The sequence below is a fragment of the Streptomyces sp. NPDC058796 genome (genome assembly GCF_042745235.1).
Lineage (GTDB): Bacteria > Actinomycetota > Actinomycetes > Streptomycetales > Streptomycetaceae > Streptomyces.
The window spans coordinates 475,331-499,661 of sequence record NZ_JBHYOP010000005.1 but is presented as its reverse complement, the minus strand read 5'-3'; the positions used below and the strand labels follow the sequence as shown (position 1 = coordinate 499,661).

General features: G+C 72.0%; 16 protein-coding genes. 13 read left to right on the top strand and 3 right to left on the bottom strand.

Annotated features, from left to right (window positions below; all coding sequences use genetic code 11):
• Positions 1 to 25: 25 nt before the first annotated feature.
• Positions 26 to 790, bottom strand: a complete 765-nt coding sequence (locus ACFW47_RS16335; protein ID WP_386289084.1) for a thioesterase II family protein — start codon at positions 788 to 790, stop codon at positions 26 to 28.
• A gap of 316 nt (positions 791 to 1,106) precedes the next feature.
• On the opposite strand from ACFW47_RS16335, the gene ACFW47_RS16330 reads away from it, so the two are divergent.
• The 4 genes from ACFW47_RS16330 (at position 1,107) to ACFW47_RS16315 (ending at position 5,456) form a co-directional block, all read left to right on the top strand.
• A complete protein-coding gene (locus tag ACFW47_RS16330; protein WP_386289085.1) occupies positions 1,107 to 2,297 on the top strand; it encodes a cytochrome P450 in 1,191 nt (396 codons plus the stop codon).
• Positions 2,298 to 2,413: 116 nt separating this feature from the next.
• Entirely contained in the window at positions 2,414 to 3,289 is an 876-nt protein-coding gene (locus ACFW47_RS16325) for a methyltransferase domain-containing protein (protein WP_386306103.1), read from the top strand.
• A gap of 84 nt (positions 3,290 to 3,373) precedes the next feature.
• Positions 3,374 to 4,564 (top strand): cytochrome P450, encoded by a 1,191-nt coding sequence (locus ACFW47_RS16320; protein ID WP_386306102.1) that lies wholly within the window; start codon positions 3,374 to 3,376, stop codon positions 4,562 to 4,564.
• Between the two features lie 55 nt (positions 4,565 to 4,619).
• The gene (locus ACFW47_RS16315; RefSeq protein WP_386289091.1) at positions 4,620 to 5,456 is read left to right on the top strand and encodes an SAM-dependent methyltransferase; all 837 of its coding nucleotides are present in this window, start codon (positions 4,620 to 4,622) and stop codon (positions 5,454 to 5,456) included.
• Between the two features lie 100 nt (positions 5,457 to 5,556).
• Here the strand turns inward: ACFW47_RS16315 and ACFW47_RS16310 are convergent, their stop codons facing one another.
• Positions 5,557 to 6,321 (bottom strand): helix-turn-helix transcriptional regulator, encoded by a 765-nt coding sequence (locus ACFW47_RS16310; RefSeq protein WP_386287434.1) that lies wholly within the window; start codon positions 6,319 to 6,321, stop codon positions 5,557 to 5,559.
• A 678-nt stretch (positions 6,322 to 6,999) separates the two neighbouring features.
• On the opposite strand from ACFW47_RS16310, the gene ACFW47_RS16305 reads away from it, so the two are divergent.
• From ACFW47_RS16305 to ACFW47_RS16290, 4 genes are all read left to right on the top strand, one after another.
• A complete protein-coding gene (locus ACFW47_RS16305; protein ID WP_386287436.1) occupies positions 7,000 to 8,820 on the top strand; it encodes an NAD(P)/FAD-dependent oxidoreductase in 1,821 nt (606 codons plus the stop codon).
• Between the two features lie 218 nt (positions 8,821 to 9,038).
• Positions 9,039 to 11,000, top strand: coding sequence for a BTAD domain-containing putative transcriptional regulator (locus ACFW47_RS16300; protein WP_386287438.1), 1,962 nt, complete (start codon positions 9,039 to 9,041; stop codon positions 10,998 to 11,000).
• 280 nt (positions 11,001 to 11,280) lie between these two features.
• Positions 11,281 to 12,648 (top strand): NAD(P)/FAD-dependent oxidoreductase, encoded by a 1,368-nt coding sequence (locus tag ACFW47_RS16295; RefSeq protein ID WP_386287440.1) that lies wholly within the window; start codon positions 11,281 to 11,283, stop codon positions 12,646 to 12,648.
• 49 nt (positions 12,649 to 12,697) lie between these two features.
• The gene (locus tag ACFW47_RS16290; protein ID WP_386306101.1) at positions 12,698 to 13,762 is read left to right on the top strand and encodes an oxidoreductase; all 1,065 of its coding nucleotides are present in this window, start codon (positions 12,698 to 12,700) and stop codon (positions 13,760 to 13,762) included.
• 44 nt (positions 13,763 to 13,806) lie between these two features.
• Here the strand turns inward: ACFW47_RS16290 and ACFW47_RS16285 are convergent, their stop codons facing one another.
• Entirely contained in the window at positions 13,807 to 14,550 is a 744-nt protein-coding gene (locus tag ACFW47_RS16285; RefSeq protein ID WP_386287443.1) for a helix-turn-helix transcriptional regulator, read from the bottom strand.
• Positions 14,551 to 14,866: 316 nt separating this feature from the next.
• Here ACFW47_RS16285 and ACFW47_RS16280 point away from each other — a divergent pair, with 316 nt between their 5' ends.
• The 5 genes from ACFW47_RS16280 (at position 14,867) to ACFW47_RS16260 (ending at position 24,186) form a co-directional block, all read left to right on the top strand.
• Positions 14,867 to 16,816 carry a BTAD domain-containing putative transcriptional regulator gene (locus tag ACFW47_RS16280; protein ID WP_386306100.1) on the top strand — a complete coding sequence of 650 codons (1,950 nt, stop codon included), beginning with the start codon at positions 14,867 to 14,869 and terminating at the stop codon, positions 16,814 to 16,816.
• 172 nt (positions 16,817 to 16,988) lie between these two features.
• Positions 16,989 to 18,263: an NAD(P)/FAD-dependent oxidoreductase gene (locus ACFW47_RS16275; protein ID WP_386287447.1), complete on the top strand. Its 1,275-nt coding sequence runs from the start codon at positions 16,989 to 16,991 to the stop codon at positions 18,261 to 18,263.
• 111 nt (positions 18,264 to 18,374) lie between these two features.
• Complete coding sequence (locus ACFW47_RS16270; RefSeq protein WP_386306099.1) at positions 18,375 to 19,634, top strand: cation:proton antiporter; 1,260 nt, start codon at positions 18,375 to 18,377, stop codon at positions 19,632 to 19,634.
• 23 nt (positions 19,635 to 19,657) lie between these two features.
• Complete coding sequence (locus tag ACFW47_RS16265; protein WP_386306098.1) at positions 19,658 to 22,459, top strand: AAA family ATPase; 2,802 nt, start codon at positions 19,658 to 19,660, stop codon at positions 22,457 to 22,459.
• Positions 22,460 to 22,506: 47 nt separating this feature from the next.
• Positions 22,507 to 24,186, top strand: a complete 1,680-nt coding sequence (locus ACFW47_RS16260; protein ID WP_386306097.1) for a tryptophan 7-halogenase — start codon at positions 22,507 to 22,509, stop codon at positions 24,184 to 24,186.
• The last annotated feature ends 145 nt before the right edge of the window (positions 24,187 to 24,331 follow it).

Genomic DNA, 24,331 nt, shown 5'->3' with positions numbered 1-24,331 from the left:
GCCTCGGCGGCGCGCCGCGCGCCGGTCAGACCTGCACCGGGAGCCGGTCGGTGATGCGCCGGGTGAGTTCCGCGCGGAAGTCGGACAGGTAGAAGTGCCCGCCGCCCGGGAAGACAGACGCGTCGAAGCCGGCGGAGGTGTGCCGCTCCCAGGCGGCCGACTCCTCGACGGTGGCCCGGGGGTCGCCGTCGCCCACGAACGCGGTGACGGGCGTACGCCCCAGTCGGGCGTCCGGCACCGACCGGTAGGTCTCGACCGCCCGGTAGTCGTTGCGGATGATCGGCAGCACCAGACGCCGTATCTCCTGGTCCTCCAGGACGGCCGACTCGGTTCCGCCCAGTGAGGCGACGTCCCCGATCAGGTCGTCGTCGCTCAGGAGATGCGCGCTCTCCGGCCGGTGGCAGGAGGGGGCTCGCCGGCCCGACACGAACAGCCGGACCGGTGCGGCGCTGGCGGAGGCCTCCATCCGCCGGGCCACCTCGAAGGCGACGACTGCTCCCATGCTGTGTCCGAACAGCGCGAACGGCTCGCCGGTCCACGAAAGCACGGCCTGATGAGCGAGATCGGCCAGGGCATGGAGGTCGTCGACGAGCGCCTCGCCACGACGGTCGTGCCGCCCCGGGTACTGCACCGCCAGCACCTCGACCTCGGGTGCCAGCGCGGCGGACAGCGGATGGTAGGCGCTGGCCGACCCGCCGGCGTGCGCAAAGCAGATCAGCCGGCACCGGCGTTCGGGCGAGGGGTGGAAGCGTCGGATCCACGCCGTGCTCGCGGTGGTGACTCCTGCCATGTGTCCTCCCGATCTCCGTCGCCCGTCCGTCCGGCCACCGGCGTCCCTCCGGCCGGTCACCGGCGTCCGCGTTGCGACCCACCACCTTCCCCGACCGGCCGGACGTCGGCATCTCCCACATTGCCGCACGTCCCGATGCCCTCACCAGCCGTCGGCCTCGCCCACGGTGGCCAGGTCGCCTGTGCAATACAGGAGTTGAGGCCTCCGAGCGCGGGTGGAAGGGTGCTGATCACCGGCCCTCGACCACCGTCGCGGCACCGGCCGCCGCCAACGGAGGGCGGCACAGGCCGCCGCCACCTGACCAGAGAGAGTTCGGATGACGCAGCCGTCCCCGGCACCGGTCACCCTGCCCATGGCCCGCCGCCACCCGTTCGACCCACCCCCCGAGCTGCTCCGCCTCAGTGAGGAGACAGCCCTGCGACCGCTGGCCTTCCCCGACGGGTCCGTGGGCTGGCTGGCCACCGGACACTCGGTGGTGCGGGCCATCCTCGACGACCAGCGCTTCAGCGCACGCACCGAGCTGCTGCGCATGCCGGTGCCGTACCCGTGGCAGGCGACGCCCGCCCCGCCCGGGTTCTTCGTCGGCATGGACGCCCCCCAGCACACGCGCTACCGCAAGGCGCTCACCGGGCAGTTCACACTGCGGCGCATGAGGCAGCTCACCCCGCACATCGAGCGCACCACCGAGAGCGTCCTCGAGGCGATGGAACGGCAGGGCCCGCCCGCCGACCTGGTGCGGGACTTCGCCCTGCCCCTGCCGGCCCTGACCATCTGCGAACTGCTCGGTGTGCCCTCCAGCGCCCGCGACTCCTTCCAACGGCACGCGGCGACAACGGTGTCGACGGACGGCAGCCCCGAGGAGATGATGGCGGCACACGCCGCGCTCGACGAACTCATGCACCAGACCGTGCACGACAAACGCGCGGACCCGGGCGACGACATCATCAGTGGCCTCGCCGCCGGCGGCGACTTCACCGACGCCGAGATCGCCGGCGTCGGCAAGCTCCTGCTGATCGCCGGCCATGAGACGACCGCCAACATGCTGTCGCTGGGGGCCTACGCGCTGATCAGCCACCCGGACCAGCTGGCCCTCCTGCGCGACGAACCCGACCGGGTCGACGCCGCGGTGGAAGAACTCATGCGGTATCTGAGCATCGGTCAGTACGGACCGCTGCGCGCGGCCCTGGAGGACGTCGAGCTGGCGGGCCGGCTGATCCGCAAGGGCGAGGTGATTCTCACCTCCATCCCGGCCGCGAACCGTGACCCGGCACGCTTCGAGCGCGCCGACGAGTTGGACGTCGGCCGTTCGGCGGCCGGTCATCTCACTTTCGGCCACGGCATCCACCAGTGCATCGGGCAGCATCTGGCACGCATCGAGATGCGGGTGGGCTACTCGGCGCTGCTGCGCCGCTTTCCTGGACTGCGCCCCGCCGTGCCGGCCGACCAACTCCCCATGCGCTCCGAGATGTTCATCTACGGGATGCACCGGTTCCCGGTCACCTGGTGACCCCGGGCCGTCCCCCTCCGGGGCCCGGGCGTCTCTCCGCCGCCGGCCGCCCCACACGGACCCGGCCCCGGGCGCCTCGCCGCCCTTGGCCACCCCCACACGAAAGGTACGCGCACGTGGACGAGACGCAGGCCAAGGGGCCCGCACCCAGCAGGGCCGGCACACCCGGAGCGGTCGGCTACGACCGCTCCGAAGTGGGCGACTTCTACGACCGCTTCTCGAAGCTGACGCTCGGCAACACCGGCGGCGCCAACCTGCACTACGGCTACTGGCTGTCGCCGGACGGCACCGAGACGTTCGAGCAGGCGGCCGCCCAGCTCACCGCCCTGATGATCGAGCAGGCCCGGCTTCCGGAGGCCGGCCATCTGCTCGACGTGGGCTGCGGTATCGGCGGGCCCGCGGTCCACCTCGCCCGGGTCTCGGACGCCCGGGTCACCGGGATCACCGTCAGCCACGAACAGGTGGCCCTCGCCAACGACCTGGCGGCCACCTGGAATCTGACCGACCGGGTGCGCTTCGAGTACGCGGACGCCATGCAACTGCCCTACGACGACGACACGTTCGACGCCGCATGGCTGCTGGAGTCGATCATCCACATGCCGGACCGCGGACATGCCCTGGGCGAGGTGGCCCGGGTCGTCCGCCCGGGCGGCCGCGTGGTCTTCACCGATCTGTGCGAGCGCGAGCCCCTGACCGAGGCGGAGCAGAGCACCGTCGACGCGTTCTTCCAGGCCGCCAAGATGAGCCCGATGGTCACCCTGGACTCCTATCCCCGTCTCGTGCGGGAGGCCGGGCTCGTGCTCGACGAGGTCATGGACATCACCGCCAACGTGATGTGGCGCTCCACCCAGGAGCTGTCGCGGCAGATGCGGGAGGCCCGGGTGGAGATCGAGGAGAAGTACGGCGACGATCCGGCCTACCAGCTCGATCCCGCGCGTCTGAGTGACATCACAGGACTCGGCTATGTCCTGGTTGCGGCGCACACCCCCTAGGCGACCCACGGGACCGAGAGAGCCCTTCCTGATAGTCGAGGGGAGCCCATCCCCGCCACCGAGTGAGAGCGGAAAGGCCGTCAGATGACACGGACCTCACCCGAGCCAGTGGCCCTGCCCACCTTACGAACCGGCCCGTTCGCCCCTCCCGGCGAACTGGCCCATCTGCGCGAGGAGGCGCCGGTGCGGCGCCTCTCCTACCCCGACGGCACCCTGGGCTGGCTGGTGACCGGATACGCCGAGGCACGCGCGGTGCTCGGCGACGCCCGGTTCAGCTCCCGCAGCGAACTCCAGCGGCTGCCCGTTCCCTACCCCTGGACGGCCGAGCCGGCGGCACCCGGCCGCTTCATCAGCATGGACCCGCCGGACCACAGCCGCCTGCGCAAGCCCCTGGCCGGCCTGTTCACGGTGCGGCGCATGAACCAACTGGCGCCCCGCATCGAGGAGGTGGCGCACCAGCAGCTCGACGCGATGGCGGCCCACGGGCGTCCCGCCGACCTGGTGAGCCAGTACGCGCTGCCGATCCCGTCGCTGGTGATCTGCGAGCTCCTCGGCGTGCCCTACGGCGAGCGCGAGGCCTTCCAGCACAACGCCACCGTCCTGATGTCGACCGGCAGTTCGATGGAGCAGGCGGCAGCCGCCTTCGCCGGCATCGACGAGATCATGCTGCGCGCAGTGCGCGACAAGCGGAGCGAGCCCACGGACGACATCCTCGGCGTACTGGCCGCCAGCGGCGATCTGTCGGACGAGGAGGTGGCGGGCGTCGGCGGACTGCTGCTCGTGGCCGGTCACGAGACCACCGCCAACATGATCGCGCTCGGTACCTTCGCGCTGCTGTGCCACCCCGGGCAGCGCGAACGGCTGAGCACCGACCCCGCTCTGTTGGACGGCGCGGTCGAGGAGCTGCTGCGCCACCAGAGCATCCTGCAGTACGGTCCGACGAGGGCGGCGCTGGCGGACGTCGAGGTCGGCGGGGTGCTGATCCGTGAGGGCGAGGTGGTCACCGTCTCGCTGCCGGCGGCCAACCGCGACCCCCGCAGGTTCGAGCGCCCCGAGGAACTGGATGTGGCCCGGTCCGCCACCGGCCACCTGGCCTTCGGGCACGGCCTGCACCAGTGTCTGGGGCAGCAACTGGCTCGAGTCGAGATGCGGGTGGCGCTGGCGGCGCTGTTCGGGAGGTTCCCGGACCTGCGGCTCGCGGTGCCTGCCACGGAGGTACCGCTGCGTTCCGAAATGATCGTCTACGGGGTGCACGAACTGCCGGTCACCTGGTGACGGTCACCGGTGCGATGCGAATGGTCGGCACACACGAGTTGAGGGGACATCCGCCATGCGTGGAATCAAGGCGCCCGACCCGTCAGAAGTCGGGCTCTTCTACGACCGGTTCGCCCAGCTGTCGGCGATGGCCGACCCGGAGGCGAATCTGCACTTCGGATACTGGGACGGGCCGGACGACGACGCCTCGCTGCCCCAGGCGGCCGCCCGGCTGACCGAGATCGTGATCGAGAAGGTGCGTCTCGGCGCGGGCGGCCACCTGCTGGACGTGGGCTGCGGCATCGGCGGCCCCGGTGTCCACCTGGCGCAGACCGCCGGCGCCGAGGTCACCGGCGTGACGGTCAGCCAGGAACAGGTGAAGCTCGCCAACCAGCGGGCGGCGGAGGCGGGGGTCGCCGACCGGGTCCGCTTCGAGCTCGCGGACGCGATGAAACTGCCGTACGCGGCGGACTCCTTCGACGCGGCCTGGGCGCTGGAGTCCATCATCCACATGCCGGACCGCGGTCAGGTGCTGCGCGAGATGGCCCGGGTCGTCAGGCCCGGAGGCCGGGTGGTGCTCACCGACTTCTTCGAGCGGGCCCCCATCCCGGAGTACAAGAGGGCGGCCGTCGAGACCTACTACCGGGAGACGCTCCTGGGGCCCATCGTCACGCTCGACGACTATCCCGGGCTGGTGCGGGAGGCGGGCCTGATGGTCGACGAGCTGATCGACATCAGCGAGAACGTGATGAGGCGGACGACGCAGGAGGCCTCCCGGCTCAAGCAGGCGGTTCCGGCGGAAGTCCAGCAGATGCACGGTGACGATCCGGCCTTCCAGTTCGACCCGGGCGACCTCACCGACGTCTGGGAGTTCGGCTATCTGCTCGTGGTGGCCCACCGGCCCCGGGGGTGACGCGCCCCCGGGGACCGGCACGATGCCCGCGACGGTGACGGCGCGGGCATGAGACGGCGCCGGCGTCCCGCGGGACCGCCGGCGCCGTCTCATGTCGTGCTCAGGCGCCACCCGTCACGGCGGGCTCGCATGTGGTCGCGCAACCGAACATCGGCAGTCGGCCCCTGACCACCGGGAGGGCCGACAGGATGGGCGGGCGGGTCCAGTCGGCGGGCCGGATGGTCAGGTCGACGGTGACCCGGCCGCCGGCCGTGAACCGCAGCGGGCCGGCCACGTCGACCAGCAGCGGCGGCTCGGTGTGCGGTTCGTCCGGCGACTCCGCCGCCGAGTGGGCCACGGCGTGCAGGTACCACGTGCCTGGCGGCACGCCGTCGAGCCGGAACTCGTCGGTGGCGAACGTGGTCGCGACGGGCCGGCCCTGCAGGATCGCGCTGTCGAACAGCCCGAGATACACGGCGGACAGTGGCGGTTCTTCGGCACTGATGGTGCCGGTCAGCGAGGTCGCCGCGGCCGTCTTCTCGGCCTTGGGCCGGTCCGCCCTGCTGTGGTGCTCGGCATCCCGCACCGGCTGCGCGCACTCCAACTGGCGGTACCGGGTGGGGGAGACCCCGACCGATTCGCTGAAGCGTCTCGAGAAGGTACCGGTACTGCTGTATCCGACCTGTGCGGATATGTCCGCCACGTTGAGTGATGTGGTGAGTAACAGACGCTTTGCCTCGTGCAGCCGGACGGCACTGAGGTACCGCCCGGGCGTGACGCCTGTGACCCGGCTGAACAGACGTAGGAAGTAGTACTTGCTCATCATGGCGGATCGCGCCATGTCGTCCAGGCTCAAGGGCTCGTGGAAGCGCTCGCGGATCGTCATGACGGACCGTTGTACCAAATACTCCATGCATGTACCCCCGTCTGGAAACAAGGCCGAAAACAGTGGGTGCGGAAGAGTGGAGCAGGTGAATCAGCCCGCGATTCCGTGTCGATTCACGACGGCATGAGGAGCCGTGCCGAGATGGCGTGTTCGGTCGCCTACTCTGGAATCAGGGATTCCGGCCGGTGTTGAAGGAGGGCGAGCCCTCACGGGGAACCCAGGGCATGAGTAAGCGCTCCTCTCCTGGGCATGGCTTGTCCAGCAGTCACCGATCATGCAGGAAGCACTTTGCGCTGTCTTCTTCGTTCTTGCTGAGTTGCGCCATTGCGCGATCGGTGAATAGCCGCTGCATGCACCGTCGGTAACCGTCCGTTCGGATGGTGAGATGGCTATCTTGACCAGTGGGAATGGGTCGCGGAATACGCATGTCAGGTCCTGGCCCACTGCGGCGGCCGCCGGCCGCGGCCGAACTTCCGCAGAATCCTGTTTTTGTTCCGCGGTCGGGCCTTAGTATTTGGCGCGATGTCCATGGCTCGGCTCCGCGGGCAATCCGGTGCATCATTTGCTCGACCGCGTACGAGGTGGCCGCAGGTTGTCGAGTGCCTCGTCCGCTGTGGCAGTTCGTCCCGGCTCCGTTGCCACTGAGTGTTCGTAAATCCGCCGAAGCAGGGAGGCCTCATGGCGGCTCGTCAGCAATCGGTACCGCGCACTCGCGCAGACGTCTGTGTGATTGGATCGGGCATCGTCGGACTGATCAATGCCATCGCCTTGGCGAAGCGCGGACTGACGGTCGTGTGCGTCGACCAGCCCACGGACAAGCAGCGCTCCAGCTACAAGGTCGGCGAATCACTGCTGATCTTCTCCAACGCCTTCCTGCGGACGCTGGGCGAGCTGGACGACCATTTCAACAAGTCCTTCGAGAAGGAGGGCTTCTGGATGGCGCACGGCCTGGAGGGCCGCAACGACTTCGACTCGTCCGTCTCCGAGTGGGGGTTCGAGAGCCATATCCCGCAGAGCTGGATCGACAAGTTCGACAACCCCCTGTTCCCCCGCGCCCTGTTCCGGGACGCGCAGATCGTCCGCCCCGAGGTCGAGGCCGAACTGCGGGACCGCGCCCGCGGTATGGCGGGGCTGGACCTGTTCGACCGGGGCCTGGTCCGGGAGGTGGAACTCGGCGAGGACGGTCGCGACCACGTCCTGCGCTGGAGCTCCCGTGACAAGCGCGACAGCGGCGAGATAGCCGCCCGCTGGGTGGTGGACTGCTCCGGGCGCAACCGGCTGCTGGCCCGCCTGTTCGGGCACGACCTGCCGCTCGAGGACGACTTCCGGACCACCGCCGCGTGGGCCCAGTTCGCAGGCTGCACCGACGACGTCTTCGACGAGCGCTGGAACTACGTCTTCCCGGACGGCGTCGTGGCGCGCCGGGACCACAACACCGTGCATCTGTGGGGCGACGGCTACTGGATCTGGCTCATCCGGCTCGCCGGCGACCGGATCAGCGTCGGCGTCACCTACCATCGCGGCCGCCCCCCGGAGGAGGGCAACGCGCGCGACGTGTTCTGGAAGGTGCTGCGCCGCTATCCGCTGCTCGACTGGCTCACCGAGGACAACGTGCTGGAGTTCAGCGCGTACCGGGACGTCCAGCACCTCACCGACACCTTCGTCTCACCGAAGCGGTACGCCGTGGTCGGCGACGCCTCGTCGATCATCGACGCCTACTACAGCCAGGGCATCTCCCTGTCGATGACGACGTCCTGGCACATCGCCAACATCGCCGAACAGGATGTCAAGCAGGGGACGTTCGACACCGCCTACGCCGACCACGTGAACCGGGCCGCCACCGCCGACTGGCGGATCATGCGGTCCATGGTGAAGTCGAAGTACAGCCCGGCCATCGCGGACAGCCGCTTCTTCATCCTGGACCACATGCTCGACTACACCGTCTTCGGTGCCACCCTGCTGGGCAGGTTCCGCGCGGTCCGCTGGCTCCTGGAGACCGGCGGCGGCTACTCCGAGCGGGAGACGGGCGAACAGGAACGGCTGCGCACCGGCCTGACCCGCCGGCTGTACCTCTCCCAGTCGGCGCCCTGGCACCGGGTGGACCCGCACCGGGTCGCCGGCGTGGTCGAGGCCTGGCACCGGGGTCTGGAGCGCCGGGCCCTGTGGCGCCTGGAGAACCACGAGGCGCCACCGCCGACCAAGGCCGCGATGCGCGCGTACGCGGCCCTGCCGGGCCTGTGGAAGCTGCCGCGGCTGCACCGGATGGAGCGTGCCGACCTGAGCCTCGCGGCCCGCAAGGAACCGGAGTTCGTGGCGGCGACCGGCCGGGAGTACCGGCCCCCGGTGATGGCCGTCAACGGCACGATCCTGCTCACCCTGACCGCCGTCAGCACCGTGTGGGACATCGCCGACACCCGGGCGCGGAAACTGCGCAGGGCGGCCAGGGAACTGCGGCGGCGCAGGAGGCGTGTGGCCACGCTGACCGTCCCCGCGCTGTAGCCGCGGCTCCGTGCCGGTCGCGCTCGGCACGGGGAGTCAGCAACATAGGCGATGACGCGGCTGTCGCGCAGGCCGCATGCTGGTGCCAGTGGCGGGGGACGCGCCGCTCGACGACCTTGCGCGTCCCGCCCTGCCCGCTCGCCGGACAGTGGCGAGACCGGTGCCCGAGGTTGACGAGCGGCTGTCGTCGGAAGTCGGGACCGTGCGGAGGGAGAGGCATGCGGCTGGAGTTGCTGGGAGCGGTCAGGGTCAGGGAGTACGGACAGGAGATCACGGTCGGACCGCCCAAGCAGCAGGCTGTGCTCGGGGTGCTCGCCGCCCGGCTGGGCGAGACGGTGAGCATCGAGGAGATCGTCGACGCGGTGTGGGGGGAGCAGGTTCCGCCGACCGCCGTCAACGCCGTGCACACCTACGTCGCCGGGCTCCGGCGCGAGCTGCAGCTGCCGCGCCAGGCCCGGTGCAGCAACCACGCCCTGGTCTCCCAGGGCGACGGGTACGCCCTGTGGCTGCGACCGGAGAGCGTGGACGCCCGGACCTTCGAACGTCGCCAGGCCGAAGCCCGGCAGCTCGCCGCGCGCGGGGAGCACCACTCGGCGCTCGACCGGCTGGAGTCGGCTCTGGAGCTGTGGCGGGGCGACGCGTACGCGGGTGTCCCCGGCCCGTTCGCTGGCGCGGAGCGGGCACGGCTGCAGGAGCTGCGCATGGCCGCGGTGGAGGACTGGGGCTGCGAGATGCTGCTCCGGGGCCGGTACACCGAGGCGGTCGTACCGCTGACGGAAATGACGGCCAAGGAGCCGCTGCGGGAGGAGCTGCGCGCACTGCTGATGCTGGCTCTGCAGGGCTGCGGGCGGCGCGCCCAGGCACTGGAGGTGTACCGGGAGACGTGGGCGCTGCTGCGGCGGGAGCTGGGCATCGAGCCCGGGGCCCGGCTCCAGGCCCTGCACCAGCGGATCCTCACCGACGACCCGTTGCTCCTCGCCCTGGACCGCCCCACCGTGCGCGGTACCGCGGCGCCCGCAGCGACGAGGGTCGCCCTGCGCACCGTCAGGCCGGCTCAAGTGCCCCCGACGGCACGCGGGTTCGTCGGACGGACCGGGGAACTGACGGCGCTGCGCCGGGTGATGGCCCGGTCGGTGTCGTCCCCGCACGAGCAGCGGACGGTCGTCGCCGTGGTGGAGGGCGCGCCCGGAACCGGCAAGAGCGCGCTGGCCCTGCGGCTGGCGCACGAGATGGACGACCGGTTCCCCGACGGCCAGCTCTTCGTGGACCTCGGCGGCAGCAGCCTGCGCGGCAGGCCGGTGACCGCCGCCGAGGCTCAGGTGCTCGTCCTGCGCGGGCTGGGCGTCCCGGAGGGCGCGCTTCCCCCGGAGCCGGCCGAGCGCACCGCCCTGTACCGGCGCGTGCTGGCCTCCCGCCGCACCCTGCTCTTCCTGGACGACGTGCCCCGGGGCGCCCGGCTCGACCCCCTGCTGAGCGGCCCGTCCTGCGTCCTGCTGACCAGCCGCTGGCGGCAGGCCGACCTGGCACGCCGGCACGCGGCGCACCGGGTCACGCTGCGGCCGCTCGCGGCGGACGAGTCGGTCGACCTGATCCAGCTCCTCGCGGGGCCGCGGCCGGCGGCCGAGCCGGAGGCCACCCTCCGGCTGGCCCGGCTGTGCGGACACCTGCCGCTCGCCCTGCGGATCGCGGCCCAGGCGCTCGTCGAGGAGCCCGGGCTCTCGGTCGCGGAACTCGCGGACGCGGTCGCCGGCAACCGGCTCGGCCACCTCACCGTCGTCGACGACGCGACGGCGAGCCTGGACATCAGCTTCCGCAACTCCTACCGGGCGCTGCCCGAGGACGCGGCCCGCATGTTCCGGCTGCTCGGACTGTACTTCGCCCAGGACATCACCGTGCCCGTCGCCGCGACGCTCGCGGGAACCGGTCACGAGCAGGCGCGCCGCCGGCTCGACGCGCTGGCCGAGGCCCACCTGGTGGAGGAGACGGGCGAGGACCGCTACCGCATCCCCGACCTGTTGCACGCGTACGCCGGCAAGTGCGCGGACGAGGAGCCCATCTGGAACCGCACCGCGGCCCTCGCCCGCCTGCTGCGCCGGACCCGGCCGTGCCGGTCGGCCGCACCGCTTCCCGACAACGTCCTGACGCGGCTGCACCCGATGGGCCCGCACGCGGCCGACTAGATCGCTCCGGTGGCCCGAGTACGCGCTGGAACAGGCCACCGTATCCGGGCGGCGCCGTCACACCTTCCCGAACTCGGGCGCCTGTCGCCGCCGTTGAGGTCACCAAAGTAAGAGTCCTCCCGCGGGCTGGAAACCCCCTATTCGGCAGGCGGCCGGAAAGGGGTTTTCCGAACTGCCGACAGGGGTGCGCGCGAGCAATTCGGGAGAAGACAGCGCCCCTTTGCTCATCGACAATCGGAGTCCGGCGGGGTGCGTATCCGACGAGAAACGAGGAGTACCCATGAGTGTGATGGGCAGGCACGCGGTCGTCATGGGTGCGTCGATGGGCGGCCTCGTCGCCGCGCGCGTCCTCGCCGGCCGGTTCGACCGGGTGACGCTTCTGGACCGGGACTCGCTCCCGGCCGACGCCAGGGACCGCAAGGGCGTGCCGCAGAGCCCGCACGCCCACGCGCTCCTGATCAGCGGCCGGCAGAAGCTGGACAAGCTGTTCCCGAAGCTGACCCAGGAGCTGATCGCAGGGGGAGCCGTCCCCTTCGACCCCGGCTGCGACCTGCTGTTCCATCAGATGGGCGCCCTGCGCGCCAGTTTCTCCAGCGGCATGCTGGGCATCAGCGCCACCCGCGCGTTCCTGGAGCACGCGGTGCGGGAGCGGATCCGCGCGCTGCCCAACGTCACAGTGCGCGACGAGACGGCGGTCGCCGGGTTGACCGGCGTCCGCGGCCGGGTCACCGGCGTCACCCTGGACGGCGGCGAGGAGATCCGCGCCGACCTCGTCGTCGACGCCACCGGGCGCAGCGCCAACCGGTCCGAGGACTGGCTGCGGGACCTCGGGTACCCGGCCCCCGAAGTCGTCCGGATCAAGATCGACGTCGGGTACACCACACGGCTGCTGCGGCGCGAGCCGGGCGACCGCATGCTGGACGAGGGCCTGCTGTTCCTGATGTCCGCCGTCCCCCCGCACGACAAGCGGGCCGCGGCGGTGTTCGCGATCGAGGGCGGCCGGTGGATGGTGACCCTGGGCGGCTGGCACCGGTCCCACGCCCCCGTCGACCCGGCGGGCTTCGAGAAGTTCGCGGCCGAGCTGCCCGCCCCGCACGTGGCCGAGCTGCTCTCCCGGGCCGAGCCGTTGGACGCCTCGGACGCCCGCCGCTTCACCTATCCCGCCGCGCGGCGACGCTACTTCGAGCACCTGCGCACCGTGCCCGCCGGCTATGTGGCGCTCGGCGACGCCATCTGCAGCTTCAATCCGCTCTACGGCCAGGGCATGACGGTCGCCGTGATGGAGGCCCTCGCCCTGGCCTCATCCCTGGACCGTTTCCGGACACCGTCGGCGGCGATGGCGCGCTCGTACTACAAGGGAGCCGCGCGGGCCCTGGCCACTCCCTGGCAGATGGCCACCGGGAGCGACTTCGTCTACCCCGAGACCGACGGGCCCCGGCCGTTCGGCAACGACCTGGTCAACCGCTACGTACGCGAGGCCATGCTGGCCACGCACGTGTCCCCACAGGTGCACCGCGTGATGATGGACCTCCAGCACCTGCTGGCACCGCCCACCACGATGTTCCGTCCGCGCACGGTGGTCCGCACGCTCCTGGCGGCCCGGCGGTCCCCGGCCCGCCGGACGGCGACCACCACCCCCGCGGGCTGACAGCGGGCCCGCCATCCGACCGCCCGCCGACGAGGGAGACGGCAACGCCATGAGCACCGCGAACCGGCACACCGACGCGTGGACCCCGCGCAGGATCCCGGACCAGACCGGGCGGACCGCCGTGGTGACCGGGGCCAACACGGGCATCGGCTACGCCACGGCCCGTGAACTCGCCGCGAGGGGCGCCGAAGTGGTGCTCGCCTGCCGCAGCGCCGCGCGCGGCCGGGCGGCCGTGGAGCGGCTGCGGGCCGAGGTGCCCGGCGCACGGGTCGAGACGTGGGAGCTGGACCTGGCCTCCCTGCGCTCCGTCCGGCGGTTCGCCGAACGCTGGGGCGGGCGCCGGCTGGACCTGCTGGTGAACAACGCGGGCGTGGTGGCAGTGCCGGACGTGCCCACCGAGGACGGCTTCGAACCGCACTTCGGCGTCAACCACCTGGGCACGTTCGCCCTCACCGGCCTGCTGCTGCCGGTCCTGACGGCGGCCCCGGCACCGCGCGTGGTCACCGTCAGCAGCGAGTACCAGCGCTTCGTCCGGCTGGACCCCCGGCGGGGCACGGAACAACTGCGCCGCGGCGGGGCCATGCAGGCATACGGCCGCTCGAAGCAGGCCAACGTCTACTTCGCGGCCGAACTGCAGCGCCGGGCCGACCGGCACGGACAGCGGCTGCGCAGCATGATCGCCATCCCGGGGATGACGGACACCGGGGTGCTGGGCCGCGGTGCCAACTCGGGCCGGGGCGTGCTGTGGCGCAAGGTGCTGGTGCCCCTCGTCCACGCCGTGGCCAAACCCGTGGAGCAGGGGGCCTGGCCCACGCTGTACGCGGCCACCGACCCGGATCTGCCCGGCGGCAGCTGTATCGCGCCGTCCGGACCCCTGCAGAGCTTCGGAAGGCCGGTGCCCAGCGACGGCTTCCGCGCGATGCGCGACGAGGCCACCGCGCGCTGGCTGTGGTCACTGTCGGAGCGGCTCACGGGCGTTGCTTACGAGGAGACCGCCACCGGCGAACCGGCTGTCCTCGGCGAGCCGGGTATGCCCGAGCCCGGGCAGCGCAGCCGTGGGCAGGGCCCGGCCGGTCCCGCGCCCGATCCCAGGAGCGGCCCCCGGACGCCGTGAGCCGGCCGGTACCCGTGCGCGGCGGCCGGTGGCCGCCCGGTGCGTCAGGCGAGGAACATGTCGGGCAACTGGGCGGCCGCCTCGGCCGGGAAGTCCCCCGGCACCGGGCGCGCCGCCTGCCACACGGGATGCAGCCCGAGCAGCAGGCGGGTCACCGATCCGGGCATGACGTGGAACGGGGAGGACGTCGCCAGCGATACGCCGCCGCCCAGCGTGCGCGAGACGATCTGGACCGACCAGCGGCCCTCCGGTATGTACGGCAGCCGCCACAGCCCGTCGGAACGCGGCACGCGGCAACATCGCGCCGGCCGCGCCCCGAACCGGGGCCCGCCCTGGTCCGTGGGAAAGGCCGCCACGTACAGGGCCTCGCCGAGCAGCCCGTCGGAGCGCTGCACCGCCCCTACCACGCTCCCGTAGCCGAAGGGCGCGTCGGGCGCCGTTCCCCCGAACGCGTCGGCGTCCACGCCGAGCGAGGCCAGCCGCCGGTACTTGCCCGGCGACACCCCCGTCACCTTCGTGAACCTGGTGGTGAAGGTGCCGACGCTGGCGTAGCCGACCTGGAGCGAGACATCGGCGATGCTGTCCTCGGAGCGCAGCAGCCTCCAGCGCGCCTGTTCCATCCGCACGGCGGTCTGGTAGTGGCCGGGCGGCAGTCCTGTCTCCTGGCAGAAGAGCCGTGCCATGTGGAACCGGCTCAGACCGACCTCCTCGCTCAGCTCCGTGAGCGTGAGACTGTCCTGGAAGCGGTCCCGGATGATTTCTATGACGCGTTCGACCTCCGCGCGCATTCCCGTGCCCCCGTCTTCTTCGATGTGTGTCCTCGGTGACCGGTGCCACGACGGGGGGAACACGCGCGTAGACCTGTCAACCCCCTTGAAGCAGGCCCGAGCTGTCACCGGATTGAAACAGAGCCCTAGTGCTCGGTCAATGTGGACCCGTGCTCCCGCGACGTGGCGCACAATGGTCGGCGCGTCGTCTACCAGGCACGTTGCAGCAATCTGAGCGATGACAGCCCGCCCGGGGGCGACGGACGCTGACGGCAGCAGGCACCGCACGCCGATGACCCACCCCTCGTCGTGCGACGGGGGGTGAACGGGGGGAGCTATGAGGCTGACACTGTTGGGCCCGGCGCGAGCCCGGCGCGACGGGGAGGAGATCGTACTCGGACCACCCAAACAGCGAGCCGTCCTCGGCGTGCTCGCCGGGCGGCTGAACGAGGTCGTCGAGGTCGACCGCATCGTGGAGGGCGTGTGGGGCGCGGACGCGCCGACCAGCGCGGCCGGCGGAGTGCACACCTACGTGGCCGGACTGCGCCGGACCCTGGAACCGGAGCGCACCCGCCCGTCCCGGGGCGGCGTCCTGGAGTCGACGGGCCGGGGCTACGTGCTGCGCCTCGCTCCGGAGCGCGTGGACGTCGCCGTCTTCGAGCGGCTGCTGGCCCTGGCCGGCCGCAAGCGGGGCGAGGGCTGCTCCGAGGAGGCGCTGCGGGCGTACGACGCAGCGCTCGCGCTGTGGAGCGGCCCCGCCTACGGCGGTGTCCCCGGGCCCCACGCCGATCAGGAGCGCACCCGGCTCCAGGCGCTGCGCATCGAGGCGGTCGAGGAGTGGACGTCGGTGATGCTCGCCCTCGGCCGCCACGCCGATGTGCTCGGCGTGCTGCCGGGCTACGTCGCCCAGGAGCCGCTGCGCGAGAAGCTGCGCTGGCTGCTGATGCTCGCCCTGTACCGGTCGGACCGGCGGGCCCACGCCTTCGAGGTCTACCAGGAGACACACCGCCTGCTCGCCCAGGAGCTGGGCATCGAACCGGGCGCCGAACTCCGGCGGCTGCACGCGCGGATCCGGGCCGAGGACCCGGAGCTGCGATTACCGGGGCCGGACCGGGCTCCGGCCGTGCCGTTCGCCCGTCGCCCGGCGCGGTCCGCACCGGCCCCGGCGGGCCCGGACCGCGCGGCGGCCGTCGCGGCGCTGCGCAGCCGGCTGCCGGCACGCCCCCGCGGATTCGTCGGGCGTGAGGAGCAGATCGCGGCGGTGCGGCGCCACCTGCTGCGCGGCCGGGACGCCGGGACCGCCATCTCGGTCGTCGAGGGCCCGCCCGGGGTGGGCAAGACGGCGCTGGCCCTGCACGTGGCGCACCGGCTGGCGGCCGAGTTCCCCGACGGCCGGCTCTTCGTCGACTTGGGCGCCTGCGGCAGCGGCAAGCACCCGCTGGGCACCATGGAGGCGCTCGCGCAGCTCCTGCGCAGCCTCGGCGTCACCGGCGCCCTGCCCGTCGAACTGCCCGCCCGCACCGCCCTGCTGCGCAGCCTGCTGCACGGCAGGCGGGTCCTGCTCGTCCTCGACGACGCCCCCGACGCCGAGCAGTTGCGTGCGCTCCTGCCGCACGGCCCCAGCGGTGTCCTCGTCACCAGCCGGCGGCGGCAGAGCGGACTCGTCGTGCGGGAGGGCGCCCACGCGGTGCGGCTCGCGCCGCTCACCGAGCAGGAGTCGGCGCGTCTGCTGTGCCACCTCGTCGGCGAGGAACGGGTGCGCGGGGACCGTACCTCCGTGGCCCGCCTGGTGGAGCAGTGCGCCCGGCTGCCGCTCGCCCTGCACATCGTCGGTGAAGTGCTCGTCGCCCACCCCGAGCTGTCCCTGGCCGAACTGGCCGACGCCCAGGGCACCGAGCGCAACCGGCTCGCCCGCGCCACGGCCGAGGACGAGGTGCTGCCCCCGCTGCGCGCCGCCTTCGCCACCTCCTACCGCGCGCTGCCCGCGCAGACCGCGCACGTGTTCCGGCTGCTCGGGCTGCACGACGGACCGGTGATCACGGCCGGGGCGGCCGCGGCGCTCACCGGCTGGGGGCGGGACACCGTACGCCGGCACTTGGACGTGCTCGCCGAGAACCATCTGCTGGTGGAGGACGACGACGCGACGTACCGCTTCCCGTCCTTGATCGGGTGCTACGCGACGGAGTGCGCCGAGGAGGAGCCCTCGGTGACCCGGGCGGCCGCCCTGCGCCGGCTGGCGCAGTACCGGCACACATCGCCACGGCTGCCGCGGGCGAAGGCCGGGTGAGCGCGGCGATGCCGGCGCCCACCCGCCCTGGCGGCGTCCAGAAGGTTCTGCAGGCCCGGCCCGGCGGCGTTTAGAAGGTCTGGAGGCCTGGTCGGCAGGCTGAGGGATGTGACGCGCTGTCCCACGGCGCGCACGGTGCGCAGATGACTCACCGAACAGCGGAAGGATCCACATGCCCCTCAGCCTGTACGGAGTTCCCGAAGAATTCGACGTCATCGTGATAGGTGGCGGACCTGCGGGCGCGACCACCGCAGGGCTGCTGTCCAAGAAGGGCCACCGGGTGCTGGTCCTGGACCGGGAGCGCTTCCCCCGGTACCACGTCGGCGAGTCCCTGATCCCCGCCTTCATGCGGCCCATGCAGGAGCTGGGGATCACCGAGCGCATGGACGCCCGCGGTTTCGAGCGCAAGTACGGCGGGACGCTGGTGTGGGGCAACGAGCAGATCCCCTGGAACTTCTCGTTCATCAAGGGCGGGCCGTACGCGTACGCCTACCACACGCGGCGCGCCGACATGGACGCCCTGATCCTGGACCGGGCCAGGGAGTTGGGCGCCCACGTCATCGAGGACGCCACGGTCAAGGAGCCCATCCTGGAGGGCGACCGGGTCACGGGCGTGCGCTACAGCCTGCGCGGCTCCGAGGGCACCCGCGAGGCGCGGGCCCGCCTCGTCGTCGACGCCTCCGGCCAGGCCCGGGTGCTCAGCCGCCGGCTGACCGAGATCACCTGGCACGAGGAACTGCAGAACGTCGCCGTCTGGACCTACTTCGACAACTGCGACCGGCTGCCCGGCGACGAGTGGACCAACATCCTCATCGAAGGCCTCAAGGACGGCTGGTTCTGGGCCATCCCGATCGACAAGGGCACCTTCAGCGTCGGCTACGTCACCCGCTCCGCGGACGTCGGCGACAGCGACCGCTCGCTGGAGGAACTCTTCATCACCCAGCGGGACAACACCACCAAGCTCAAGGAACTCCTCGCCAACGCCCGGCAGTCGGCCGGCTACCGCACCGCCCGCGACTGGTCGTACACCAGCAAGAGCTTCTACGGCAACGGCTGGGTCCTGGTCGGTGACTCCGCGGCCTTCGTCGACCCGCTGTTCTCCACCGGCGTCGCCCTGGCCACCCTCGCCGGCAGCACCCTCACCCGGATCGTCGACCAGATCCTGAAGCACCCGCACATCGAGGAGAAGGCCCTCGACCGGTACGCGACCGCCTACCGCTCCTTCTTCGACGAGATCCGCGAGTTCGTGGAGCGGTTCTACGACCGCACCAAGTACAAGGAGTTCTACTACAGCCTGGCGCAGGAGATGGTCGACCCGGAGAAGAAGAACGATCCCAGCGTCGACTTCGTGACCCTCATCTCCGGTCTCAGTGGCAAGCACCCGATGTTCCAGATCACGTTGGACGACCTGATCGGGGATGCGTCCGCGTCCGCCCCGGCTTCCTGACCGCCCTCGCCCGCCGCAGCCGGACCGTCCCCGGGGCCCTCCCGCGGCGGTGCGGCCGCGGCGGGCGCGCGGGCATCCGGTCAGACGAGCAAAGGATGGAACCACACCTTCATGTCCAGCCATCAGGTGGCGCTACTCCTCTTCGACCTCGCCTTGATCCTCGTCCTCGCCCACACCCTCGGACATCTCGCGACCCGCGTCGGGCAGCCGCCCGTGGTGGGGGAGATCCTCGCCGGCGTCCTGCTCGGGCCGACCCTGCTCGACGGGGCCGTCGCCGACACCCTGTTCCCGCACGACATACGCCCCCTGCTGACCGGGATGGCCGATGTCGGCGTGGTCCTGTTCATGTTCGCCGTCGGCCTGGAGCTGGAGAGCCACGCCCTGCGCGGCCGGGGCCGGATGGCCGGCGCCGCGGCGCTCGGCTCGACCGTGGTGCCGTTCGCCCTCGGCATCGGCCTCGCCTACTTCCTGATGACGAGTCACGACGCCACGCAGCCGGTGGCGTTCGTCGTCTTCATCGGGCTGTCCGTCTCGGTGACCGCGTTCCCGGTGCTGGCCCGTATCCTCACCGACCGCAAGCTGGCGAAGACCTCCCTGGGCGGCATCGCGCTGGCCACGGCGGCGGTCGTGGACGTCGTCGCCTGGACGGCCCTGGCCGGCGTGCAGGCGGCCGTCGGCGGCTCCGGCCGGCACTGGACGGTGGCCCTCGTCGTGCCGTTCGCGCTGGTGCTGGTGGTGCTCGTGCGGCCCGCGCTGCGGCGCTGGGCACTGCCCCGGCCGGGATACACGCCCGCGCCCGCACGGGTCGTGGCCGTCCTCCTCGTCGGCGCCCTGCTCAGCGGCGCCGCCACCGAGGCGATGGGCATGCACTTCATCTTCGGCGCCTTCCTCTTCGGTCTGGTGATGCCCCGGGAGGGGGCCGACGCGCTGCGCGCCGACGTCCTCGACCACACCGGGCGCGTCACCTCCGTCCTGCTGCCCGTCTACTTCGTCGTCGCCGGCCTGAAGGTCGACCTCGGCGCGCTCGGCGGCACCGAGCTGCTCCAGCTGGCGGTGATCCTGCTGGTCGCCATCGCCGGCAAGTTCGGCGGCACCTACCTGGGCGCGCGCACCCAGGGCCTGCCGGCCCGCCCCTCCGCTGCCCTGGCCGCGCTCATGAACACCCGCGGCCTGACGGAGCTGGTCATCCTCGGCGTCGGCCTCCAACTCGGCCTGCTGGACGACTCCCTGTACTCGCTGATGGTCGTCATGGCCGTCGTGACGACCGCCATGACCGGGCCGCTGCTGGCCCGGATCTACACCAAGCCCGTGGAGGTACCCGCGGCCGGCCGGCGGCAGGCCGCGGACAGCTCGGCCGCCTCGTCCGTCTAGGACGCGCAGGAGGAGACACACAGATGCACCTGGTCGAACGCGACGGAGAACTCGCCGCCCTGCTAGGCATGCTCGACGACCGCTCGACCGGCGGCGGATCCACCGCCCTGATCAGCGGCGGCATCGGCTGCGGCAAGACGGAACTGATGCGCAGGGTGCTCAGCGGCGCCGAGCAGTCGGGCTGGACCGTGCTCAGCGCCGTCGGCACCCGAGCCGAGCGGCACTCGCCGGGCAGCGTCCTCGGCCAGCTGCTGCGCTATGCCGACGTGACCCTGGAGGACGGCAGCTCGGCCGCCGAGCTGCTGGAGGGCCTGGTCGGGGCCGGCCGCAGCGCCGGCGACGGCCCGACGCCGGACTACGACGACAGCGCGCTGGACGCGGCCGCCACGACGGCCCTGCACCGGCTGTGCACGGCCGTGCTGCAGCGCACCGAGCACACCCCGGTGCTGGTGTGCGTGGACGACGTCCAGTTCACCGACCCGCTCAGCCTGCACTGGCTGCTGCACCTGCTGCACCGCCTGCCGGACAGCCGCCTCACCGTCGTACTCGCCGAGTGCACCCTGTCCGGGCCGGCCCACCCCCGGCTGCACGCGGAACTGCTGCGCCGGGCCGATCACCGCCGCATCACGCTGGGCACGCTCTCCCCACCGGGCGTCGAGACGCTGCTCGCCGAGCAGCTCGGCGCCGGCCCGGCCGCGCGCCTGGCCGCCGGGGTCCACGCGATCAGCGGCGGCAATCCGCTGATCGTCCGGGCGCTGGCGGAGGACTCCCGCCCGGCCGTGGACGCGGCGGCCGCGACCGACGAGCCCACCGTCGGCGACGCCTACGGCGACACGGTCCTCAGCTGTCTGCACAGCGGCCGCCCGCTGCTGCTGCGCCTGGCCCAGGTCCTCGCCGAACTCGACGACGGCACCGCCGTCGCCGCGCGGGCCGCACGAGTGCTGGAGCAGGAACCCGCCCGGGTCGAACGCGCCGTACGCGCCCTGGAGACCGCGGGACTCACCCATGACGGCCGGCTGCGCCACCCGGTGGCGCGACAGGCCGTACGGGACGGCATGAGCCCGCGGCGGCGCTCCGACCTGAACCGGCGCATCGCCGAGCTGCTGTACGCACAGGGCGCGCCCGCCACGCAGGTGGCCCGGCACCTGTCGGCCGTCGAAGGGCCGGTGCCCGCCTGGGCGGTTCCCCTGCTGCGCGAGGCCGCGGAACGCTTCCTCGCCGCCAACCGGGCCGCGGAGGCCCACGAGTGCGTGGTGACCGCCCTGCGGCACTGCACCGACGACTGCGACCGCGTCGGCCTGAAGGCGCTGCTCGCCGGCACCGCCTGGCTGCTCAACCCGTCGATCAGCGCCCGCCACCTCGGCGAGCTGGCGTCCGCCCTGCACCAGGGCCGGCTGCCGGAGCGGCACGCCCTGATGCTGGCCAAGTACCTGATGTGGCACGGGCGGTTCGACGAGGCGGTGGTGGCCCTGGACCGCATCGGCGCGCGGGCCGGCCGGCTGGAGCGGCGCGAGGCCGCCGAGATTCACGCCACCCGGGAGCTGCTGTCCGCCACCTACCCCGGGCTGGTGCGGCGCGCAGGCGACACGACGGCGGCGCCCGGGCGCGCCGGGGCCGCCGCCGATCCGCGCGTCAGGGGAGTGGCCGCCCTGTCCAGGATCCTCACGCACGGGCCGGACGGCGAGGCGGCCGCCGCCGCGGAGGCTGCCATGCGCGGCATGCAGCTGACCAAGCACACCCAGGAGTGGCTCACCTGCGCCGTGGCCGCGCTCTTCTTCGCCGACCGGCTGGAGGAGGCGAGCACCTGGTGCGACCACTGGCTCGCCGAAGCCCGGCACCGCAACGTGCCGTTGTGGACGGCCGAGTTCGCCTCCCTGCGCGCCGGCATCGCGGTGCGCAGGGGCGACCTGGCCGAGGCCCGCCGGCTGGCCGAGTCCGCGCTGGCCCTGGTGCCCGCGGAGAGCTGGGGCGTGTGCCTGGGCGGACCGCTCGCGCACTTGGTCCACGCCGGCACCGAGGCCGGCGACCTCGCCGCGGCCGCCGCCTACCTGGACGTGCCCGTGCCGGAGGGGATGTTCGAGAGCCGCTTCGGGCTGTACTACCTGCACGCCAGGGGCCGTTACCGGCTCGCGGCGGGACAGCCGCACGCCGCCCTGGGCGACTTCCTCGCCTGCGGCGATCTGGTGCGGCGGTGGCACTTCGACCAGCCCACCCTGGTGCCCTGGCGCTCGGAGGCGGCCCACGCCCACCTGGCGCTGGGCGACACCGACCGGGCGCGCGCCCTGGCCCGGGAGCAGCTGGCGCTCGCGGGGGAGCACCCGAGCTGGGCCCGCGCCGTGTCGCTGCGCGCCGTCGCGGCGGCCAGTGCGTGGCAGGAGCGCCCGGCGCTGCTGACGGAGGCCGTGGAACTGCTGGAGGGCATCGGGGACCGGGTGCAGCTGGCCGGGGCGCTCGCCGACCTGGGCCTCGCCTACGGCAGGATCCGGCGCCTGGGACGCATGCGGCCGGTGCTGGACCTGGCCGCGCGGATGGCGGAGGAGACCGGCGCCCTGCCCCTGCTGCGGACCGTCCGGGAGGCCGGCGGCACGAGCGGACGGCGCCCGTACGCGGGCCAGGGCACCGCCGGTGAGGCCTGCGGGGTGCTGACGCGGCTGAGCGCCGCCGAACGCCGGGTCGCCGCCCTCGCGGCCCGTGGCCACACCAACCGGGAGATCGCCGAGAAACTCACGATCACCACGAGCACGGTCGAACAGCACCTCACCCGGGTCTTCCGGAAGCTGGGGGTGCGGGCGCGCAAGGAATTGCCCGCCGCGAGTCTTCTCTGACCGCCCGGAATTCTCCGGACGGACCCGGGACGTTCATTTCGGAAGGAATGGTGAGTGGTTTGCCGCAAAAGAAGAGCACTACACCGCGTCGGGGCGAGCAGTACGACGTCGCGATACTCGGCAGCGGCATGGCAGGAGGAATGCTCGGCGCCGTGCTCGCACGAAACGGGGTGCGCGTCCTGTTGCTGGACGCGGGCACCCATCCGCGGTTTGCGGTCGGCGAGTCCACGATTCCCTACACATCGGGAATGACACGGGTCATCGCCGACCGCTACAACGTGCCTGAACTACTGGCTCTTTCCAGCCACAAGGGCATCATGGCCAAGGTGTCCAGGAACTGCGGCCAGAAGCAGAACTTCGGGTTCGTCTACCACCGCGAGGGACGCGCGCAGGACCCCCGCGAGATCAACCAGCTGGTCGTGCCCTCCGCCATCCGTACCGAGACCCACCTGTTCCGGCAGGACACCGATTCCTACCTGTTCAACGTGGCGGTGAGGTACGGGGCGCACCCGCAGCTGAACACCCGGGTCACCGACATCGACATCGACCCCGACAGCGGCGCCGTGCTGCGCACCGACAAGGGCGAGGAGTTCCGGGCCCACTACGTCGTGGACGGCAGCGGGTTCCGCTCGCCGCTGGCGGAGAAGTTCGAACTGCGGGAGACGCCCACGCGGGCCGCCACCCACTCCCGCACCCTGTTCACACACATGATCGGGGTGCGCCCCTTCGACCGGGCGCCGGGCGCCCGTCGGCACGACCAGCCCAACCCCTGGCACCACGGCACCCTGCACCACGTCTTCGACGGCGGCTGGCTGTGGGTCATCCCCTTCGACAACCATCCCGACTCGATCAACCCGCTGTGCAGCGTCGGCCTCACTCTCGACCCGCGCAAGTTCCCCAAGGACGACACCCCGCCGCAGCGGGAGTTCGACGACTTCCTGGCGCGGTTCCCGGAGATCGCCTGGCAGTTCCAGCAGGCCACCCCGGTACGCCCCTGGGTGTCGACGGGCCGGTTGCAGTACTCCGCCAAGCAGGTCGTGGGTGAGCGGTTCTGCCTCACCTCGCACGCGGCCGGGTTCATCGACGCGCTCTACTCACGGGGCCTGACCAACACCATGGAAGTGGTCAACGCCCTCGGCTGGCGGCTCATCGCCGCCTCCCGCGACGGCAACTGGTCCAGCGAGCGCTTCTCCTACGTCGAGGCGCTGCAGCAGGGGCTGTTCGACTTCCACGACGACCTCGTGTACAGCTCCTTCGTCGGGTTCGGCGACTACGAGCTGTGGAACGCGGTCAACCGCACCTGGATGCTCGGCACCATGCTCGGCAACGTCATGCTGGAGGACGCCCACTTCCGGTTCCGGCGCAGCGGCTCCGAACAGGTCTTCCGCGAACTGGAGGACTCACCGCTGCCCGGCTCGCCCCTGCCGGTGAGCGACGGGTTCAACGCCATGAGCGCCCTCACTCGCGACCTGTGCCGGCAGGTGGAGGCCGGCACGACCAGCCCGAAGGACGCGGCGGACAGGATCCTCGGCCACATCCGGAACGCGGACTTCATCGCCCCGTCCTTCCGTCTCGGAGAGCGCGACACCCGCTGCTTCAACATGTCCCCCGGCAAGATGGCGCGAAATGCTGTCTGGTGCCGCCGGGAAGCGCCGCCGGAAATCGGACCGCGCATGATCAACGCCAGCAAGGGTCTGGTGCGTATGCGGCTGAGCAGCCGGATATGAGGAAGCACCGGACTGCACCCCCTACCGTGCGATAGGGGGCCCAGGGCGGGAACGCCCCCGAAAAATAGGGGGTGTTCCCGCAAAATGTGTCCCCCATAGGATCCGAATGGCCCGGAGTTCGACACATCAGGGTTTTGGTTCAGTA

What these genes read in the sequence shown, in the direction of transcription:
- ACFW47_RS16335 (WP_386289084.1), bottom strand. Translation starts at nt 790, where the DNA reads ATGGCAGGAGTCACCACCGCGAGCACGGCGTGGATCCGACGCTTCCAC.
- ACFW47_RS16330 (WP_386289085.1), top strand. Translation starts at nt 1,107, where the DNA reads ATGACGCAGCCGTCCCCGGCACCGGTCACCCTGCCCATGGCCCGCCGC.
- ACFW47_RS16320 (WP_386306102.1), top strand. Translation starts at nt 3,374, where the DNA reads ATGACACGGACCTCACCCGAGCCAGTGGCCCTGCCCACCTTACGAACC.
- ACFW47_RS16315 (WP_386289091.1), top strand. Translation starts at nt 4,620, where the DNA reads ATGCGTGGAATCAAGGCGCCCGACCCGTCAGAAGTCGGGCTCTTCTAC.
- ACFW47_RS16310 (WP_386287434.1), bottom strand. Translation starts at nt 6,321, where the DNA reads ATGACGATCCGCGAGCGCTTCCACGAGCCCTTGAGCCTGGACGACATG.
- ACFW47_RS16305 (WP_386287436.1), top strand. Translation starts at nt 7,000, where the DNA reads ATGGCGGCTCGTCAGCAATCGGTACCGCGCACTCGCGCAGACGTCTGT.
- ACFW47_RS16300 (WP_386287438.1), top strand. Translation starts at nt 9,039, where the DNA reads ATGCGGCTGGAGTTGCTGGGAGCGGTCAGGGTCAGGGAGTACGGACAG.
- ACFW47_RS16295 (WP_386287440.1), top strand. Translation starts at nt 11,281, where the DNA reads ATGAGTGTGATGGGCAGGCACGCGGTCGTCATGGGTGCGTCGATGGGC.
- ACFW47_RS16290 (WP_386306101.1), top strand. Translation starts at nt 12,698, where the DNA reads ATGAGCACCGCGAACCGGCACACCGACGCGTGGACCCCGCGCAGGATC.
- ACFW47_RS16285 (WP_386287443.1), bottom strand. Translation starts at nt 14,550, where the DNA reads ATGCGCGCGGAGGTCGAACGCGTCATAGAAATCATCCGGGACCGCTTC.
- ACFW47_RS16280 (WP_386306100.1), top strand. Translation starts at nt 14,867, where the DNA reads ATGAGGCTGACACTGTTGGGCCCGGCGCGAGCCCGGCGCGACGGGGAG.
- ACFW47_RS16275 (WP_386287447.1), top strand. Translation starts at nt 16,989, where the DNA reads ATGCCCCTCAGCCTGTACGGAGTTCCCGAAGAATTCGACGTCATCGTG.
- ACFW47_RS16270 (WP_386306099.1), top strand. Translation starts at nt 18,375, where the DNA reads ATGTCCAGCCATCAGGTGGCGCTACTCCTCTTCGACCTCGCCTTGATC.
- ACFW47_RS16265 (WP_386306098.1), top strand. Translation starts at nt 19,658, where the DNA reads ATGCACCTGGTCGAACGCGACGGAGAACTCGCCGCCCTGCTAGGCATG.
- ACFW47_RS16260 (WP_386306097.1), top strand. Translation starts at nt 22,507, where the DNA reads ATGGTGAGTGGTTTGCCGCAAAAGAAGAGCACTACACCGCGTCGGGGC.